The 19,259-nt window shown below is 44.8% G+C and carries 15 protein-coding genes; 4 read left to right on the top strand and 11 right to left on the bottom strand.

All coding sequences use genetic code 11. From position 1 onward, the window contains the following. Positions 1 to 131 precede the first annotated feature (131 nt). From MHN79_RS10910 to MHN79_RS10895, 4 genes are all read right to left on the bottom strand, one after another. Positions 132 to 656, bottom strand: coding sequence for a hypothetical protein (locus tag MHN79_RS10910; RefSeq protein WP_239172912.1), 525 nt, complete (start codon positions 654 to 656; stop codon positions 132 to 134). Further along, positions 653 to 6,544, bottom strand: coding sequence for an RHS repeat-associated core domain-containing protein (locus MHN79_RS10905; protein WP_239172911.1), 5,892 nt, complete (start codon positions 6,542 to 6,544; stop codon positions 653 to 655). The genes MHN79_RS10910 and MHN79_RS10905 overlap by 4 nt, the downstream gene beginning before the upstream one ends. Then, positions 6,516 to 7,712 carry a SpvB/TcaC N-terminal domain-containing protein gene (locus tag MHN79_RS10900; protein ID WP_239172910.1) on the bottom strand — a complete coding sequence of 399 codons (1,197 nt, stop codon included), beginning with the start codon at positions 7,710 to 7,712 and terminating at the stop codon, positions 6,516 to 6,518. Before MHN79_RS10900 ends, MHN79_RS10905 begins: the two co-directional genes overlap by 29 nt. Positions 7,713 to 7,807: 95 nt before the next feature. Continuing rightward, the gene (locus MHN79_RS10895; RefSeq protein WP_239172909.1) at positions 7,808 to 8,170 is read right to left on the bottom strand and encodes a hypothetical protein; all 363 of its coding nucleotides are present in this window, start codon (positions 8,168 to 8,170) and stop codon (positions 7,808 to 7,810) included. Positions 8,171 to 8,536: 366 nt separating this feature from the next. Here MHN79_RS10895 and MHN79_RS10890 point away from each other — a divergent pair, with 366 nt between their 5' ends. After that, the gene (locus MHN79_RS10890; protein WP_239172908.1) at positions 8,537 to 8,926 is read left to right on the top strand and encodes a nuclear transport factor 2 family protein; all 390 of its coding nucleotides are present in this window, start codon (positions 8,537 to 8,539) and stop codon (positions 8,924 to 8,926) included. 14 nt (positions 8,927 to 8,940) lie between these two features. Here the strand turns inward: MHN79_RS10890 and MHN79_RS10885 are convergent, their stop codons facing one another. Further along, entirely contained in the window at positions 8,941 to 9,129 is a 189-nt protein-coding gene (locus MHN79_RS10885) for a DUF4250 domain-containing protein (RefSeq protein ID WP_152429742.1), read from the bottom strand. Between the two features lie 138 nt (positions 9,130 to 9,267). Next, the gene (gene purL, locus MHN79_RS10880; RefSeq protein ID WP_239172907.1) at positions 9,268 to 13,188 is read right to left on the bottom strand and encodes a phosphoribosylformylglycinamidine synthase; all 3,921 of its coding nucleotides are present in this window, start codon (positions 13,186 to 13,188) and stop codon (positions 9,268 to 9,270) included. Between the two features lie 286 nt (positions 13,189 to 13,474). On the opposite strand from purL, the gene mltF reads away from it, so the two are divergent. Then, entirely contained in the window at positions 13,475 to 14,992 is a 1,518-nt protein-coding gene (gene mltF, locus MHN79_RS10875) for a membrane-bound lytic murein transglycosylase MltF (RefSeq protein WP_239172940.1), read from the top strand. A 102-nt stretch (positions 14,993 to 15,094) separates the two neighbouring features. Further along, a complete protein-coding gene (locus MHN79_RS20895) occupies positions 15,095 to 15,229 on the top strand; it encodes a hypothetical protein (RefSeq protein ID WP_257791841.1) in 135 nt (44 codons plus the stop codon). A gap of 89 nt (positions 15,230 to 15,318) precedes the next feature. Here MHN79_RS20895 and tadA read toward each other — a convergent pair whose 3' ends face one another. From tadA to MHN79_RS10850, 5 genes are all read right to left on the bottom strand, one after another. Next, entirely contained in the window at positions 15,319 to 15,819 is a 501-nt protein-coding gene (gene tadA / locus MHN79_RS10870) for a tRNA adenosine(34) deaminase TadA (RefSeq protein ID WP_239172906.1), read from the bottom strand. Between the two features lie 103 nt (positions 15,820 to 15,922). Then, positions 15,923 to 16,306 carry a prepilin-type N-terminal cleavage/methylation domain-containing protein gene (locus tag MHN79_RS10865; RefSeq protein WP_239172905.1) on the bottom strand — a complete coding sequence of 128 codons (384 nt, stop codon included), beginning with the start codon at positions 16,304 to 16,306 and terminating at the stop codon, positions 15,923 to 15,925. Continuing rightward, entirely contained in the window at positions 16,296 to 17,582 is a 1,287-nt protein-coding gene (locus tag MHN79_RS10860; RefSeq protein ID WP_239172904.1) for a hypothetical protein, read from the bottom strand. Before MHN79_RS10860 ends, MHN79_RS10865 begins: the two co-directional genes overlap by 11 nt. A 1-nt stretch (position 17,583) precedes the next feature. Further along, positions 17,584 to 18,225: a prepilin-type N-terminal cleavage/methylation domain-containing protein gene (locus MHN79_RS10855; RefSeq protein WP_239172903.1), complete on the bottom strand. Its 642-nt coding sequence runs from the start codon at positions 18,223 to 18,225 to the stop codon at positions 17,584 to 17,586. Then, positions 18,219 to 18,710, bottom strand: coding sequence for a GspH/FimT family pseudopilin (locus tag MHN79_RS10850; protein WP_239172902.1), 492 nt, complete (start codon positions 18,708 to 18,710; stop codon positions 18,219 to 18,221). The genes MHN79_RS10855 and MHN79_RS10850 overlap by 7 nt, the downstream gene beginning before the upstream one ends. Before the next feature lie 106 nt (positions 18,711 to 18,816). On the opposite strand from MHN79_RS10850, the gene MHN79_RS10845 reads away from it, so the two are divergent. Next, a complete protein-coding gene (locus tag MHN79_RS10845) occupies positions 18,817 to 19,251 on the top strand; it encodes a type IV pilin protein (protein ID WP_275436243.1) in 435 nt (144 codons plus the stop codon). The last annotated feature ends 8 nt before the right edge of the window (positions 19,252 to 19,259 follow it).

Here is a 19,259-nt window from a genome sequence, read left to right as displayed (position 1 = left end):
TGACCCCATTTAGGTATTTTTAATAATGGTCTCGTCGTAAAACTCAGTCTGATCTAGTTAAATATAAAAACCCTTACCTTCAGTGTAAATAAAAGTGAAAGTAAGGCCTGAGTTTATTATTTTTGAGTGTTTTATTTATACTTAGCTTTTCCTTCTTTGTATAAATCGATAGGGCTTAACTTAGCTTCACTTACTCTCATAACACGCCTATTATCACTACGAAGAAATGCAAATCCAGAGTATTTCTCCTTATTCAGATTCGCCTCTGCTAAAATCACAATATTTTCTGAATTCCCACCATCTAAATTAAGTTTAACATAATCATTAGCGGCACCTGGAGGTTTCGGGTGTCTTGGGTTAAATAGTGCTAAGAAAAGACTCATACCACCTAAAACACCATCTATTTTTTCAGAAGTACCATCCCCGTCAAACTGAGACATTGCATCAATATCAACAAAAATAGATATAAATACTTGGTTCTCTTCTCCAACTTGAATTGTTTTTACACAGATGGCATCAGGTTTTTCCGTACAAGCAGGAAAGAACTCTTCAATACCTGTCTCTTCGAGATTAACTTTCTTCATCGCTGCTTTTACGGGCAATGTTGATAAAATTAAATTTAAGATAACGAAAATAAGTAATTGCATATTTCTCATAATATTTTTTTCTCTGATTCTGGTGTGCCAGCAGGCTTATCTACAGACTCTTTACCTTCTGACTTTCGCACTTCTACTTTCAAACTATGATCTTTTTTATCCCCCATACGGTGTAGCTTTCCTGTTTTTGTATCGAGTAAGGCCTCTTGTTTAGTAGTGCTATAAGTTGTTGTTCGAACTGTTTCTTCCACATACGTTTCTCGGTTGGAGTGGTTTACACCCGCCCTTGCAGCTTCTACAGCAATCTTTGTTTGAGGTGTTTTAGTTAGGATCTGGCCTGCATCTACAAATTTATTAAAACCATCATCAATGGAACCATCAGCAGGCTTGGTTGTAGTGGCTAAACTCTCACTGACCCTCTTCGAAATCTGTATAACATCAACTCGTTGATACCTGCCAGGAATACTATCATCTCGAGGCTCAATTTTACCATTTCGGTATTCTTCATGCTGCCAACTTCCATCTTTAACACGAACCGTGTCTGTCACATTACTATCATTTTCTTTCCGGCTTGTTTTTTGTGCATCAGGAGCGAATTTATCCTTGGCATCAATATACGAGTCTTTACCATTATCTTTACGTTTTCTTGCACCCGAACCATTAGAGTATTCCTTATGACGCGAGTATTCATATGTTTTGAAACCCGTAGGGTCAGTGAATTTCAGCGGGTTGTTCCATACATAAGAATAACGATTAAAGCTATTGGTTTCATAAGGCGCCTGCACCAATGGGTCGGCACTAATAAAGCGCCCTAGCTCTTGGTCATAGACTCGGCCATTCATATGCACCAGACCGACTTCAGTGATCTCTTCATGGCCAGTATAACCACGGTTGGTGATCACCGACTGCACCACATCTTGCGGGCCCTCTTCACGCCAAGTCACTTTGCGCTGCTTGCCCCAAGTGTCGTAGCTGCGGCGCTCAACCACATTGCCGTAACCATCGGTGATCATATCGACCGAGTTAAGCGTATCATAGTGTAAATAACGGATTTGCTTATCTTTTAGCTGGTTATTGGCATCCATACTTTGGGTATTAAGCGCAATTAACTTGCCATCGGCGTACACAAAGTGTTTGTGCTGAGTGATCCCTGTATTGCTATCGGTAATGCGCTCGTAACTCTTACCAAAGTAGAAGGTTTCGATGCCATCGCTGTTTTTCTTTAGGTAGCGGTTATGGTTGGCGTCGTAGAAAAATTCCACCGTTTTACCGTTACGCACTATCTTGCTTGGCTTGTTAAAGGCCGTCCACTCCAGCTCACGCTCATTTTGCGCGCTGCCACTCGCACTAGCCCTTAGCATATTGCCATTAGCATCGTATTGGTAATGTAGGCCATTAGCCTTAGTCACCGCATGAGGCCCAGCATTGCGGCCACTGTACTCATAACGGCCAATATCGCTCTTGTATTTGATATTACCGAGTTTGTCGTATTGATATTTAAACGGCCCAGCAAAATCTGGGTTATTCAGTCCATGTCTGTCTTTGCTAGCCAGTGAGACTTTATTGTGCACCACGCGGTCAAGCCCATCATATTGCCAAGTATCGGTAATACCTAAGCTTTCATCGTAGCGGTAGGTGACATTATTATGATTATCATAACGATATTGGATAAAGCGTATATTGCGCCCTTTCGCTGTGCTTTGGCGAATGCTTGGGTCAAACAACACGCTCGCTTTATGGGTGGTAATATAGTTAGGTCGCCCCGTATTGGCATCATGGCTGTAGGTATTAACTAAACCATTACCCAAGGTTTCCGCAAGGGTATGATCGTAAGCATCGGTTTCTCGCCTTTGCCAGTAATACACATAGGCTTTGTTTTGGGTTGAATCGGCCAACTGTGACTGAGTCAAAATCAAGTTAAGGTGATCGGCTTGACTTGATTGCTGGCTGTTTTGGCAACTAGAACGTTTCGCACTATCAATTTGATTGCCACCCAGCTGGTTAGCATATTGACAGTATTGACCGCTTAACCTCGCCACTTGCTCAGAAAGCTCAATCAACTCACGGGCCAAGTCGGTGTAGAATTTATAACGCGAGCTCGCCACAACCGCCGCTTTTTCTAAATCATCGGCGCTAAACAGCAGCTCTTCACGGGTACTGGCATCAGCCTCGGCGATGTAGATATCTTGATTACTCATCAAGTCTTTTACGCCATTACCGTCGTAATCGGTTAGCAAATAATCATGTGCAGAGCTTAGGTTTTGCCCATTAAACTCACTTTCTGGTACAGGGTGAACCGTGGCATTGTAGTAACGAGTGCCATTGCCAGTGCGATTAGCCAGCGCGGTATTTAAACGATAGATCGCCCCTTCCAAGGTAACATCAATGGGAATGGTGACATCATCATGCAGCATCACCCAAGCACCAGGCCTTAAATAACACTCCCCTTGCTCATTACACCACTGCTTGTAGCGATAACCGTCTTTAAGTAGCGCTAGCGAGCTGGCATCTAAAGTATGAACATTAACGGTTTTAGCATTGTATTGCGCCGCTTTATCGCTAAAAAACGAGGTTTGCTGAGAGTAGCGCTCGGCTTTGGCTAAATATTGCGCGGCTTGCTGCTTGGCAGCATCAAGTAGCTTGGCGATATCGTCGCGGAACTTACTGCTGGTAAAGACTTCATCGGCGTAGGTTTTTGGGCTGCGCACCGCAGATTGATAGCCATAAGGGTTATACACATACTCAACCGCTAGTCGGTCTTTTTTATTGGCCGAGCTTAGCTGTTTTGCCGCGTCCGCCAAGGTGGTCGCCGCGCCATTCGGGCGTACTTCGCGCGTCACGCGTTCAAAGTCATCGTAGTAATAGAAGGTGCTAAAGACTTCACCTTTTACTTTAACCGAAACTTCTTCACTTAAACCCGACGCATTGTAGTAGTAATCCGTCTCACTGCCATTACCGGCAAACCCTGACAAAGTACCCAGCGCGCCGCGCTCGTCATAGCGCCAGGTCGACACTTTACCCGCTTCAACCTGTTTGGTTTTACGGCCCAAATCATCGTACTCGGTTGTGGTGACTGTTCCGTTGGCGTCGCGCTTATAAATCAGCTCACCAGCGGCGTTATAGACATAATCCCATTTGCCCATATCTGGGTCATCAAGATAGCGGCGATGGCCTAAGTTGTCGTAGCGAATATGGGTTGTGTTACCAGCCGAATCTGTGCTGGATTTAAGCTTGCCATCTGGATAGTACAAATAGGTTTGATAAGCGCTGTCTGGCTCTTCTTTGCGCAGAATATGGCCCATCACGTTGGTTATGGTGCTGTGGGTAAAACCGCGCGCGTCTTTGACGCTGGTTTTATAGCCTTGATAACGCGTAGTAAAGCCAGCAATGCCGCCACCTGCTGCTGGCTCTTGCTTACTAATTTCACGATTAAGCGCATCGTAACCAAACGTAACTTTAGGCGCTGGCTCAGTAAGGTGAGCATACTGCGGGCGAGTAACACTAAGTTTGCGCCCATTTCTGTCCCACTTGGTATCGACTACCACCAACTGGCCACTAAAGCCAGTATGTAGCTTGCGAACCTCACGGCCTGCGTAGTCAAATAGGGTAATCACCTGACCACCTGCGCCCAGCGTGGTGGTGACGCAGCTTACGGTTTGCTCGGTAGCGTATTGGCCACATGCGCCGCCAATTTGATATTCGCTCCGGTTAACATTGCCTTTACCAGGTAAAGTCTCAGTTTTTAAGCGGCCAAACACATCATAGCTAAATTCGCTGGTGCGATTTTTAAGTGCGCTAATGGTTCGAACCAGTCGGCCCTGCGCATCGTACTTAACTCGGCTGCGATGACCTTCGGCGTTAGTATCAGCAATAGCAAACAGCCCTTGGCTATCAAATGTGGTGCTTTGCTCGCGGCGTTTTAAATCCGTACCTTCGATACTTTCACTGGTGACATTACCCCAATTATCATAACCATAATGCTGGGTGACAAACTTAGCCGACTGAGCAACTTCACCATTAGAATCATAATCAGAGCTGCTCATACGATCAGAAATCATAAAGCCTGAGGCATTGTACGCATAGTCATTGGCAACCGTGCGCTTTAAGTCAGTGCTATTATCAACAATGGTTGATATGGCTCGCTTTATTGCGCCTATTTTCCAATAATTATTACCCGTTTGGCCCACAGACTCGACTCGGGTGCGGTTTGCAGTGGTAAACTCCATATTACCGTCTCCATCGTAGTCTTTGTATGAATAACTGCCGCAAGCCCTCACATTGGCGGATGCAAACTCACCGGCATTACTATTGACGAGTTGGCCTTGATAAATGGTTAGACCATCAAGATCGACATTGTAGGAATTGGTTTGGTATTTGAAATAGTGGTTGTAGCGCTCTAATACTATGGGGATATCGACTTCACCATGAATGAGAACAAAATGATCGTTGGGTGAGAAAAACACTTCGCCATTAGTACCACAGTAACGCGTCATCCCCGCTTTAAAGTTTTTAAGCGTCTGATCTAGATTATCAATATTACTGACACTGGTAATATCATAGATATAGTGGTTTTGGTTCAGTCCTTCCGATACATATTCAAACTGAAAATGACTGGTAAACTGACCAGCGCCTTCTAGTTCACTGGATATCACTTTGGTCTCTTCCATCAAGTTACCAAAGCTGTCCGACGTTCGAGTTATCGACTCTTGCTTCTCAACCGTATCACTGCCAAGTGAGAACTCCTTTCTTACTTCATTTTGGGCATAAACCTGATAATAGTTAGCATTATAGCCGCGGCGTGTGTTGACCTTGTATTGATAATCAATATGAGAAACTTTATGCCCATTTTTGCTTAATTCAAGAGAAGAAATCTTGCCTTTTAACGCCAGAGGTTGCTGTGCATAAGAGGTTTTGGTCACAGTTACCACATCGGCGGTTTCGGTTTCTGTAATGGTTTTAAAACCAAGGAAGCCACCTCCTTTTAGGTGACTCTTTGCACCAGAATAGTGGTAGTCATAAGTAATTGGCGCGTAACCTTTCGGTTGCTTGGTTACTTTGGAGACAAGGTACGCAGTCGGTGTAGTATTTGCAAAAGGGAACTGGTAATAACGTTCCTGTGTATGCACACTCGTATCGGTTGCGACTTTATAAGTAACACTGTATTCAACGGCTAGTTCTTCAATCTTTGCTACTTTGTCAGTTGGGTAAGGGCTTGAAGAGACAAGATATACCTTTTCATTATCTTGTCTTACAAAGTCCATATGACCATCAGAGTTATAATCAAGTGACTGTTGAATACCTAGAGTGTGAGAGCCTAATCGTGTAGAAAAATCTATACGACCAAATCGATTTTTGTAAAAGTCACCAGCAATATTAACTTCTGGATAACCATCGTTATCAAAATCAACAACCTTTAATACAGAGCCAGAGCCACGACTATCCAAATTGGAAATCCTACTATGACTCACAAATCTATGACCATCGAAAAGGTAACTTCGAACACCTACATGACGAGCATTATTTTTTTGTACAATAACTAAATCTTTATAACCATCATTATTTAGATCATCTATCTCGAACGAACCGTTTCCTTTGATCTTAAATGGGCGATGGCCTTTGCTAGAAAGATGAAACTGAATATCACGCCCATTACTCGCTATGAGGTAGTAATCATCTTTACCATCATTATCTATATCAGTCACACCAAGGATAGGTGAGAACCTCCGTGAGGAAGATCGAGCATTTAACATTACGGGGGGATAAATAAGCGTTTGCTTACCATCACCATTAAGGTCAACGGGAGTTTGGTCCGAAAAGTAGAGTGAGAAAACACCATCTACATTGGGCATGTACGAACGAATAGTATTTTTATCCTTCATACCTGGTTTACGATTATCAAGATAAGCCAGTACTGGTTTATCAAGTGCCCGATAAAGTATATGGCCCAAAGCCTCGTTTTTTATCTAGCCCAACAGACAATGTTGGCCCATAGTCTCGTTTTCTACCTGACCCAACAGAAAATGTTTTAGGAGCATTCACTAGGTTGCCATAGTGTTCACTTACCCCATTTCTATCTATGTCCCAAAAATTAACAGAGCTAAATTCATAAGTTTTTGAGTATGGTGAACCGCGATTATCACTATAGCGATAATCAAGTTTTTTAGAACGCTTTGTATTCGGATCCGTATGATTCCAAGTAAACTTAACCTCTGTACTGCACTGGCCATTGCTGCAATAGTCTATTTTATTTACTAGGCTTCGAGATGAAGTCGTTGAATATTGGTAGTTAAGGTTATAACTGCCGATTTGAATATCATTAGCATCAAATGTACTGATTGTCTTCAGACGCTCATTGCGCCTGAGCAAGCCGCCAAATAGATACTGTGAGACTTGATCACTCCTAGATTCATAAACAAACTTTACCTTACCGCCTACATAATTAATCTCTGCTAGCTTATGTTTGCCCGCCGCATTATCTTCACTGTAAACAAAATTAATATGATTTTGCTTGCTGCTGTCGGTAATTTTATTCAGCGCCCATTTGTAGGCATGTGCCTGAGCAGGTAGCTCAACACGGGCATCTTGAGTCACGCCGTATTCGTATACCGAGCCATCTTTGTACCAGATTTTAAAGCTGGCAGGGCCATTGCCCGCGCGGCCAAAGGAGACAATTTTCGAGTAGCCATTATTTTCCAGTCGGTATTCGGTTAAGTTTTCACCATCACGACCAGACACGGCAATTAAGCGCTTGCCATCAAGACAATATCTATCATCACCATTAAAACGCACCCCACCCCAACGACCATCTTTATTAAGGTTTTGACCACAACGAGAAATGGCCGACACGCCGCCAATGCTCCAGCCCATACCTAACATGCCATTGGGTGAGTCACTGCGGTATTCAAGGCTTAAAGAAGGTTGATGCCCTGCTCGACCCGGCGAGACAGACAAAGGAAGGGAATAAGTTGCCTCACCACCAGAGGCGGCAAACTCACCAGATAATTCGATGCTTTTTCCCGCACCGGAGGTCAGCGCGAATGCCGAAGAAGCCATGCTTCCGAGACACAAGCTGGTAAGAGACAAACGCAAAGCGCGCGTCAAACGGATTGATTTCATAGATGCCACTGCTAATTATTCTAAATAGGTTGTAGCTAAGTCTTTGCTCAGCCTTGGTTTAATTTTCTTGATGTGATTTTCACTTGGTGCAATTGTTATGGCTTCGAAGAGGGCAGCTTGTTTAGCCGCTGCTTTAAGTCTTCTAACTCTTGGGGTGAGGCATAGTCCTCGGCGATGTTAGTTTGTGAAAATTGGTTTAACTCGCCACTGAGTAATGGCAGCTTGGTCTTTTCCACTTCCACCATGCCATGAGCAAGGGTTTGCGCAAGCGCAATAACCGGAGAAGGGAAATTAGCTTCACTGCTCAATGTCACCGAAGGCAAGCCGGATACATTAGCCTCGACAGGTATATCTTGTTCAAGAGGCTTTGGCTCTGGGCTAGGTGCTGAAAGAAAAAAGATCGCTACACCAGAAAGTACCAGTGCAACCATTGCTATTAGGTAAGGCTTTTTCGCCATTTCCCACTCCGTATACGATGGCCGACACCGCCATCAACTTGCTCTGTATCAGTAGATAAATTGACACAATAATTACCAGACTGGGATTGTAATTTACATTTATATACATTCAATAAATCAATTTTATGATTAGAGATTGCTCACAATAAATTTATTGCTTTTATTTATTGCTTCAGGCGCTTACATTGTAGCGATCTTAAATAAGAGAATTTTCTATCTAATACTTCATTTGGAATGGCCAAACATCACAATTTTTTCCCCACTATACCTTGGCCGAATAAGTAAACTTGTTGTCTTAATATCGAAATCTTGCCAGTGATTGTTTCGCTAATCTGTATCCCATCCATAACGATGAGGAGAAAACGCATGGACAACCAAACAATCGCTTTAAATGCGCTGCAAGTGCTGCTGACCAACCCAGAATTTGATGTAGCTGAAATTGAGCAATACTTTGCGCCCAGTTATCGACAAACCGTCAATGGTTTGGAGTTAGGCTACGCCGAATTTGTCGCACATGTGGCTAAGCTGAAAGAAGACACAAAAAATAGGCGCGTGTCTATACTTGCCTGCGCAGCCGAAGGGGAGCATGTGTTTACTCACCACCAAGTCTCTGCCGATAAGGCGGATGGAGATAGTGTCAAGTTTGAGGTAATTGCCCACTTCACTCTTTTTGAGGGAAAAATTGTGCGCTGTCAGGAGCTGACTCGAATGATACAAGGGCAAGCACAAGATGAAGATTTAGGCAGCCGCCATTAAAGGCGGCTAAAGGCTTAGCGAAACTGCTTGGCTTCGGCTAAATATTCAAACCCCGCTTTGGCAAGCTTTTCCACCAGCTTGGTTTTATCGATATCATAGAATGTGACCAAGCTGTCTAAATCGCCAAATTCATCGCGAAGTTTCATGTTAACCATACTTAGTAGGATAAAGGTATCCATGGTCTCAAAATTTTCTAGGCTCATTGATTTTCCTTAGCGTATTAACCTGCTTACTATATCAAAAACAAGTTGTTTTCCTAATCACCGACATTTAATGAAACAAAAAATAAAGCGCAGGCCAATGACCTGCGCTTAGAGTTTGTGATTTTAAACCTTACTCAGTTAGCCAAGGTTTTTGCGCGCATTTTGGAACATACGCATCCAAGCGCCATTTTCACCCCAACCTTCTGGCGCCCATGAGTTCGCCACAGTGCGGAAAACACGCTCAGGGTGCGGCATCATAATAGTGACACGGCCATCTTGAGTGGTTAAACCTGTGATGGCATTTGGCGAACCATTGGGGTTATTCGGGTACTGCTGAGTCGGTTTGCCAAAGTTGTCGACATAACGAACCGCTACTGTGCCTGATTGCTCGATTGCCGCAAGGTGATCGCTACCAGTTACTTCCACTCGTCCTTCACCGTGTGAAACCGCGATTGGCATGCGAGAGCCTGCCATGCCATCAAAGAAGACAGAGTCAGATTTTTGCACTTCAACTAAGCTAAAGCGCGCTTCAAAACGCTCTGATTCATTGCGAACAAACCTCGGCCACAGCTCTGCACCCGGGATCAAACTCTTAAGGTTCGACAACATCTGACAGCCGTTACATACACCTAGTGAGAAGGTATTTTCACGGGTAAAGAAGGCTTCAAATTGCTCACGAGCCGCATCGTTAAACAAGATAGACTTCGCCCAGCCTTCACCTGCGCCTAATACGTCACCGTATGAGAAGCCGCCACACGCCACAAGGCCGTGGTATTCACCCAGCGCTGCTTGACCTGTCAAGATGTCGCTCATATGAATATCGGCAGCGTCAAAGCCAGCTCTATCAAAAGCTGCGGCCATTTCAACATGAGAGTTCACCCCTTGCTCGCGCAAGATGGCCATTTTAGGCCGAGCGCCTATAGCAATGTAAGGAGCTGCTATGTCTTGGTTAACATCATAGCTTAAAGACACATTCAAGCCAGGATCATTGTCATCTTGCTTAGCTGCAAACTCTTGGTCAGCACACGCTGGGTTATCACGCAGCGCTTGCATCTTGTGCGTAGTTTCTGCCCAAATAGTGCGAAGTTCAGTGCGAGATCGATCAAGTACTACTTCATCACCGGATGTAATGACAAACTTATCTGATGCCTCTACGCTACCAATAACGTGCGTGCAGTTCTCAAGGCCATGAGCGGCTAAAGTAGACAGCACCGAGTCAAGCTCATCGCTGCTCACTTGCACTACAGCGCCAAGTTCTTCGTTAAACAAGGTCGCCAAGACGTCTTGCTCTGATGCGCTGGCAATATTGGCAAGATCAACCCGTACGCCGCAATGACCAGCAAAAGCCATTTCAGCCAGAGTGACGACAAGGCCACCATCGCCTTTGTCATGGTAAGCCAGCAGTTTATCTTTGCGAACCAGAGTCTGCATCGCATCAAAGAAGCCTTTAAGCTGCTCAGCATTATCCACATCCGCAGGCTTATCGCCCAATTGCTTGTAAACTTGCGCGAGTGCGGTCGCGCCAAGGCGGTTTTGGCCGTTACCCAAATCAATAAGCACGAGGGATGTTTCACCTAGCCCTTCACACGTCGCGGGGGTAAGCAGCTGCGGCGTCACGGTTTTACGTACGTCTTCTACGCGGCCAAAGGCGGTGATCACCAAAGATAGCGGTGAGGTCACTTGCTTATCTTCACCTTTATCCTGCCACTGGGTTTTCATAGACATTGAGTCTTTACCAACGGGAATGGTCAAACCAAGCGCCGGACAAAGCTCTTCACCAACAGCTTTTACCGCTTCATATAAGCCGGCATCTTCACCTGGGTGGCCCGCTGGCGACATCCAGTTAGCAGAGAGTTTAATGTGCTTAATATCGCCAATATCAGCGGCAGCGATATTGGTCAGTGACTCTCCCACGGCTAAGCGAGCAGAAGCAGCAAAATCAAGTAGAGCGACGGGGGTGCGCTCACCCATTGACATAGCTTCGCCGTGGTAAGTGTCATAACTTGCCGCTGTGACTGCGCAGTTTGCGACAGGCACCTGCCAAGGACCAACCATTTGGTCGCGAGCAACTAGACCTGTGACCGAGCGATCACCTATGGTGATGAGGAAGGTTTTCTCTGCAACCGCAGGAAGGCGTAATACGCGATCAACGGCTTGACTAAGGTCGATACCTTCTCGCTCAATCGCAGGGCTATCGACTTTAAGCGTGGTCGCATCACGATGCATCTTAGGTGGCTTGCCAAGTAAGATATCCATTGGCATGTCGATAGGCGTATTATCAAAGTGAGCATCTTCTAGAGTCAGATGGCGCTCCTCTGTCGCCTCACCAACCACTGCGTATGGCGCACGCTCTCGCTGACAAATGGCTTCAAAAACAGGCATGTCTTCTTTCGCCACTGCCAGTACGTAACGCTCTTGAGATTCATTACACCAGATCTCAAGCGGGCTCATTCCCGGCTCATCATTTGGCACATCACGCAGCTGGAATTTACCGCCGCGCTCACCATCATCGACCAGCTCAGGCAAAGCATTAGAAATACCGCCAGCGCCCACATCGTGAATAAAAGCAATAGGGTTTTTATCGCCTAGCTGCCAGCAGCGGTCGATCACTTCCTGACAGCGACGCTCCATTTCTGGGTTTTCACGCTGCACTGAAGCAAAGTCTAAATCTTCCGCTGATTGACCAGATGCCATTGACGACGCGGCGCCACCGCCAAGACCGATATTCATCGCAGGGCCGCCGAGCACAATCAGGCTCGCGCCGATTGGGATGTCTTTTTTCTGTACGTGCTCATCGCGAATATTGCCCATACCACCAGCGATCATGATTGGCTTGTGGTAACCACGTATCTCTTCACCAGCGTGTGAGGTCACTTTCTCTTCATAGGTACGAAAGTAACCTAGTAGGTTAGGACGGCCGAACTCATTGTTAAACGCAGCCCCGCCAAGTGGGCCTTCAAGCATAATATCTAGCGCGTTAACAATACGGTCAGGCTTACCGAAATCGGTTTCCCAAGGCTGCTCAAAACCTGGAATGCGTAAGTTAGAAGTGGTGAAACCTACTAAACCCGCTTTAGGCTTACCGCCAATTCCGGTTGCGCCTTCATCGCGAATTTCACCGCCAGAACCTGTCGATGCACCTGGCCATGGAGAAATAGCAGTTGGGTGGTTGTGAGTTTCAACCTTCATCAAGATGTGCGCATCTTCATGATGATAAGTATATTGACGCGAGTTTGGATCAGGGAAGAAGCGGCCAACTTTTGAGCCTGTCATTACCGCTGCATTATCTTTATACGCTGATAGTACGTGCTCAGGTGTTGTCTCATAAGTGTTTTTAATCATCTTAAACAGAGACTTAGGCTGCTCAACACCGTCAATCGTCCAATCTGCATTAAAGATTTTGTGACGGCAGTGCTCTGAGTTTGCCTGAGCAAACATCATAAGCTCGATATCATTGGGGTTACGGCCAAGCTTGGTAAAGTTTTCCACCAAATAATCGATTTCATCTTCTGCTAGGGCCAAACCAAGCGACACGTTAGCTTTTTCAAGCGCCGCGCGTCCGCCCGAGAGAATATCCACATCCGCAACCGGTGCAGGCTCTGCAACTGTAAATAGTGCCGCAGCCGATTCAAGTTCAGTAAACACCACTTCCATCATGCGATCATGAATAATGGCTTTGACCTGGTTTAGTTGAGCGTCAGATAGCTGACTTGATGCTTGCAGATAATAAGCCGTACCACGCTCTAGACGTTTGATTTTTTCTAGGCCACAGTTATTGGCAATATCGGTTGATTTAGAAGACCAAGGTGAGATGGTACCAGGGCGCGGAGTAACCAAAAGTAACAGACCTTGAGGCGCATGCTCTTCTATCGTTGGCCCATAAGTCAAAAGCTTTTCAAGTTTCTCAAGCTCAGACGCGTTTAGGTCTTCAGTTAGATCAGCAAAATGCATAAACTCAGCGTAAACTCCTATAATAGGCAAGTCTTGTTCACGGCAAAGTTCGAGTAGTTTGTTAACACGAAACTCAGAAAGAGCTGGGGAGCCACGCAAAATTCTCATGTGCTTAGGTCTCTTATATTAAGGTAATATGGGAATAAATTCAGAAGGTTATATCAATACCTTGCAAACTTATGCCGATGCTACCTCTGTGTGACGAGCGCATTATAAAGGATTTATTTTTGTGATGTAACACCAAAAGCAACCGTTTGCGTCATTTTTTTCAGCAAATTTGAATTACCGCAACAATCGTAATTTCAAATCTTTCGTCGCAACGGGGCCTGATTGGCTTGCCTTGTCACGACACTTTGATATAAATGCTCATAATGGAAGTATGAGAATGTGGTCAATGAAGAAGCATTACTTAAACCCTATGACATATCTTGGCGCACTGCTGTTTTCTGCCTTGATGCTGTCTGGCTGCCAAATCGAATCTGAGCCTAAAAGCGACTTAGACCAGATCCGTGAACGCGGCGTCTTGCGCGTCGGAACATTAAACAACCAGATTTCTTACTATATTGGTCCAGATGGTCCTGCTGGTTTGGATTACGAATTGGCGCGAGAGTTCGCCAATGAACTCGGCGTTCAACTTGAGATGAAACCCGCGTATCGCATTTCATCACTCTATCCTGCCCTTGAGAAAGGAGAGATTGACATCATAGCAGCAGGGTTGATTTCATCCCCTGAGCGCACGGAACGTTTTAGACCGGGTCCTGCTTATTACTATGTCAGTCAGCAAGTTGTATATAAAAAAGGCAACTGGCGACCAAGAACGCTGGAGCAGTTGGTCAGTAGACATGATGCTGATGGTGAACAAGAAGCTAAGCTTAAAATCGTCAGCGACTCGCATGTTAAAAAAACACTCAATACACTAAGAGAAAAGGACCACCCAGATTTTGTGTTCGAGGTTGATCCCGAAGCTGAAGTCAGTGATTTACTCAAACAAGTCGCCCAAGGTGAGCTGATGTTCACCGTCGCCGATTCGGTCGAATTGTCACTGTCACAACGTGTTTATCCAGAGATTGCCGTGGCGTTCGAGCTTACTGAAGATCAACCGATTTCATGGTTTGTACGCCGCTCTGAAGACGAAAGCCTTTACGCTCTGCTGATTGAGTTTTTTGGCTACACCAAACAATCTGGCCACCTTGCGTCTCTTGAAGAGAAATACATTGGCCACATAGGTAGCTTTGATTACGTCGATACCCGCGCATTTATCCGCGCTCTCAATTCTAAATTGCCGCAATGGGCACCGCTATTTAAGCAATATTCGGATGAATTTGACTGGCGATTAGTCGCAGCATTGGCTTATCAAGAGTCTCACTGGAACCCGAAAGCAAAATCGCCGACCGGAGTACGCGGTATGATGATGCTGACCTTGCCTACAGCTAAAAGTGTCGGAGTGACTAACCGCCTTGACCCTCAACAGTCGGTACGAGGCGGCGTTGAATATCTGCGCCGCATGGTGTCTCGCATCCCCGACTCTATTGCGACACATGAAAAAATCTGGTTTGCTCTCGCTGCCTACAACGTAGGTTACGGGCATATGATGGATGCAAGAAGACTAACCAAAAAACAAGGTGCCAGCCCCGACTCTTGGGTGGAGGTTAAGGACAGATTGCCCTTATTGAGACAGAAGAAATACTTTAGCCAAACCAAATACGGCTACGCAAGAGGGGACGAGGCGAAAAACTATGTCGAAAACATTCGTCGTTATTATCAAAGTATCATAGGCCACATTGATCAAAAACCAATCGAAAAAAGTGACAATAACGTTGATGATATTGCAGTGATTGAACTTCCAGACGCTTCACTTTCCAATGCAAGTGAGACCCTTCCACAACCAGTATCAGAGCAAACTCAAGAGTAACTAAAGCTTCATAATTCAAGTGCTCCTTAGCACTTGAATTATTGCTCTGCGCCCATACATAGTAACTTGTGTTTATTTCAACCCAAATAGGAGGGTGTTTTCATGCGTAGACGCAAAGTTCAGTCAAGACGCCTAAGTAAAACTGTTGCAGCTAATCGTCGTAAAAGAATGCTAAGCAATAATAGGAAAAAAGTTATCGCTCGCCACAGAGCCTTTATGCAGTTAATCTGCGCCTAGTAACTCTATATTATTACCCACTACATAGAGTCTGTTACCCGTATACGCTAGCTAGTGATAAAAAGAAACAGACTCTCATACCCACAGTTTTATTCCTTGGCTTGTTTTAGTGCTTTTTTCTCTTTTCGGCGGCGCTTGAAAAAAGCTTGCAGTTGCAACCGACATTCTTGTTCTAATAGCCCCTGCTCTACCTCGGCATAATGGTAGGCTGCTTGATGCTCAAATAGATTTAGCACTGTACCCGCTGCGCCTGATTTTAGATCTGGTGCACCAAAAACTATCCGCTTCACTCTGCTGTGTAACAAAGCGCCCGCGCACATGGGGCAAGGCTCAAGTGTGACATAAAGTGTGGTATCAAGTAGTCGATAATTTTTAATTGTCTGGCCTGCTTTGCGCAGTACTTGCATTTCCGCATGAGCCGTCGCGTCATGATGAGCAATCGATTGATTCCAACCTTCGGCAATGATCTCGCCTTCTCTGACCAATACTGCGCCAACAGGCACTTCTCCTTCTTGCTCAGCCTGCGCCGCCAGCTCCATTGCTCTGCGCATAAAAAGATGATCTTGTTCACTAAATTGAGGCTGTGACAAAAGCGCTCCTAACTATTTCATTAACGACGGGGTAATTTTACAGTTAACCCAAGATAAGTAAAAGTACGCCAATTGACACAAACTTTCCTTAAAACTAGGAGATTTAAGGCAGCGGAGCAAACAAGGTATCAAGTGTGACCGATTGTTTGTGTCTATTTCGCTCTTGCCAGCACACTTCCACTTGAACTTTGTTCACTTGAGTACCATCAAGGATCACAGCTTCCATTGTGCAATGAACCTGAAAATAGCCATTTTCAGGCGCGGTACATTTAGATGCTAGGTGGCAGTCTTTAGGCCAAATTCGATTGGCTGCAAACCTTTCTAGATGGGACTCTGCCAGATTGAGTGCTATAAGCCGTTGGTTAGCGGTTTCGCTTTTAACTTCAACATCAACTTGGAGCTTAACCAGTCCAATTGCACCAACGGCAACTATCACAAGCGCGATTAAAACCTCGATAAGGCTCATCCCTGTTTGATTAAAGATCATACCAACCACCTCGGGCCCAGTTTAGCGAATGAAAATACTTGGCGACTGATTCGCTGATACTCTGACTGTATTTGGTGTTCAGTTCACCGTTAACCACGGCATAATAATTAGGCGCATCAAGGATCAACCCTCCAAGCGGATAAAAGCTGCCATGCTGAAAATAACTGATTTGCTGTTTACTAAACTGAGCTGTTGGTAATTGCGCTATGGTTTGGCTTACACGCGAAGGTGGCTTATCGTTTGCTGTTTTGGGCCAATCGGTAAATTGTAACGAGTCTGACGTCACTAAGTGGTAGATAACCCCATTAAGAGGTTGCTGCGAAGATATAGAGACAATGCCATTATGTAACACCAGCAGTAAACCCGAATCTAAATAGCGTTCAATGGCAAGGTTAATAGAAGCGATATCCTGCTCCAAAAGCTCACATCCGCCATATACCCAAATCAAATCATGAAACGATCTGATTAAAGTAAGTATTTGACTGGCGCATGAATCGTTAAACCTGGGTGTTGGAAGAAGAGAAGCTTTGGGTGGCAGCTCATTGGTCAAGGTTATTGGAACGTGAGCAATTCTCGAGGTATCAGACATTATCGTAAACCACTGGCTCCGGCCAAGATTAAACACTTCCTCAAACGGATCTACTTCTGGCTTAAAAAGAAAATCTTTTTGGGTATCTTTAGCTTGCCATGCCAAGCGAGTAAAATGTGAATCAGCACATTTTGGGTCATTGAGAACATCGGCATGGGAAGTATTTGGTTCACTCACTTGCTGCAACATAATCGGGCTTGTGGCATAGCTTAGTGCATACAAGTCTCCAGCATAGCGAATCGAATAACATTCCCATTCGGCGCTATTTATTCTATCTCCCACATGAGGACTGACTTTTAAATTGCCATTCACCAACAAATGTGAACGAGTAGTGATTGGGCTTTTTATTTGTAGCCTGGGCAAGTAAAAAGCTTTGGATAAGGTCACAAAGCCACTGCGTGAATAAATAATGTTAGGGCGTCCTCGCTCAGCGCTTAACTCATCTAAATCAAGTAATTCGATACAACTTCCAAAGTTATGTGTGAGCTTTCGACTGGCTAGCATCTTGGCGTATGCACATTCAAGTCCTCCTTCTGCTCGCCAGTAGGAGCGACGGCTGTCTATTTGATTATTACTGTCCTTAAGTTGATAAAATATCCCCTTAGCACTGGTCATCACAAATACAAGAATGAGACTCATCATTAAGCTAGTCATAATAATGCTTGTTGCGCCAGACTGAGTCTTCATCTCATGAGTTTCTCGGCTTAAGGACAAACGAGACAGATAAGCTTTGCTCTGGCAAATCGGTAAGAGCGGTTGTTATTGATACCGTGAGCAAAGTAGATGAAGGCGAGCTAGATGGAATGGTTTCGCTCTTTAATTCAAACGCTGTTACCATTATTTGCTTACTGTCAAACAAGGTATTACACCGATTACCAAAGTAGGCATTAAAGTTGGCAGCTTCCGTCACTGATATCACCCTAGGTAGCTTAACCTCGCAAACTCTAAGCTGGTTTGGGTAGTGATTATTACGTTGATAAACCACATTCACGTAAGCTTCCTTTGAGCCTAGCTCACCAGCAAGGTATGCATAACTTACCAAGGAATTCGCCGAGTTTTGCAGCCAATGATACACATTGTCGGCGCCTGAGATTTTAATCACTTGGCCTAGTTCACCGCCATAACCCGCGCGATATAAATCATGCTTTATCATTTGGCTAACACTGTGAGTGCTCTGTTGCAGTAGCCTTTGCTTAATACCCGAATTTGTTATCTGAGCATTATGCAGCAGCAAACTCACTAGTGTCGCCATCAGTATCAGACTGATTGCCACTGACACAAGGCATTCAACAAGGCTCATTCCCTGATAGTAACTTTTGGGCTTTAACATACGTCATAGCCTAAATGAGGGGTGTTCGGCGCACATACACGAACCATTGCTGAACGGAAATGGGTTCTAAGTTCAAGGCTAAGTTCAGGGCTAAGTGACGGGTAAAAAACCAAGCTCCCACTTTTAGGCCTGCCGTGGCTAGCATCAAAACTGATCCGATTAGCACTGTGATTTGAAAAAAGAGAAATACCTTTAAATGACAAGCCAGAGAGCTTTGTGATTAGCATTCCTTGTGTTCTATCCTTATCATCCGAGAGTCTTAACTCCCAACTTTGGCCTGACTGAAAAATATGAACCCACAGAGGCTGCCTTCGTAATCTCGCTTGCGATTTAGCCTGGACGATAAATCCATATAATTCACTGGCAAGGCGAGTCATATTGGCCGTTTCTGACACTGAGCGAAAACTGGGGATTGCCCATAAAAGAGTCATGCTTATCAATCCGATGACAATCACCAGCTCCAATAAGGTAAATCCACGAGTCATTTCTCAACTTCTCCTGCAAGCAGCAAGGTGCCCAAAACCATACTTGGTTTGATGCTAACACTGCTCAACAATAACTCATGTTGGCTAATAGATAGGATTCGAGACAATGCTTGTAAATTACTGCAAATTGAGTAAGAAAAGTGTAAAGGCAATGACGTTAATCGAACTCTTGTTTGTTGTCGCCTTGGTGAGTCTACTTGCACTGTTTGCTTACCCCAATTATCAGCAACAAGTAAGGAAAGCGCACAGAACGGCAGCCATGAGCGATCTTACTAAGCTACAACTAGAAATAGAGCATGGTTATGATAAGGGTTACAGTTGGGAAGGTTTAATCTCTAACGGAAAATGCTTCATTTGTCGCTCTGAGCCAGAACGCTTCATATTTGAAATACAGGCAAGCGCTGATTCTCCCTATGTCATAAAAGCGATTGCTCAAGAGCAGAGCCAGCAAACTCTTGATGACTGCCTTGTCAGCAATAATACTGACTATATTAGTCTTGACGCAAATAACAGGGCGTTTCCCCAAGAATGCTGGCAATAGAAAAGCCT

This window comes from Vibrio sp. Of14-4 (assembly GCF_022347625.1).
Lineage (GTDB): Bacteria > Pseudomonadota > Gammaproteobacteria > Enterobacterales > Vibrionaceae > Vibrio > Vibrio pristinus.
The sequence above is the reverse complement of the archived record's forward strand: the minus strand, read 5'-3'. Positions and strand labels throughout refer to the sequence as shown.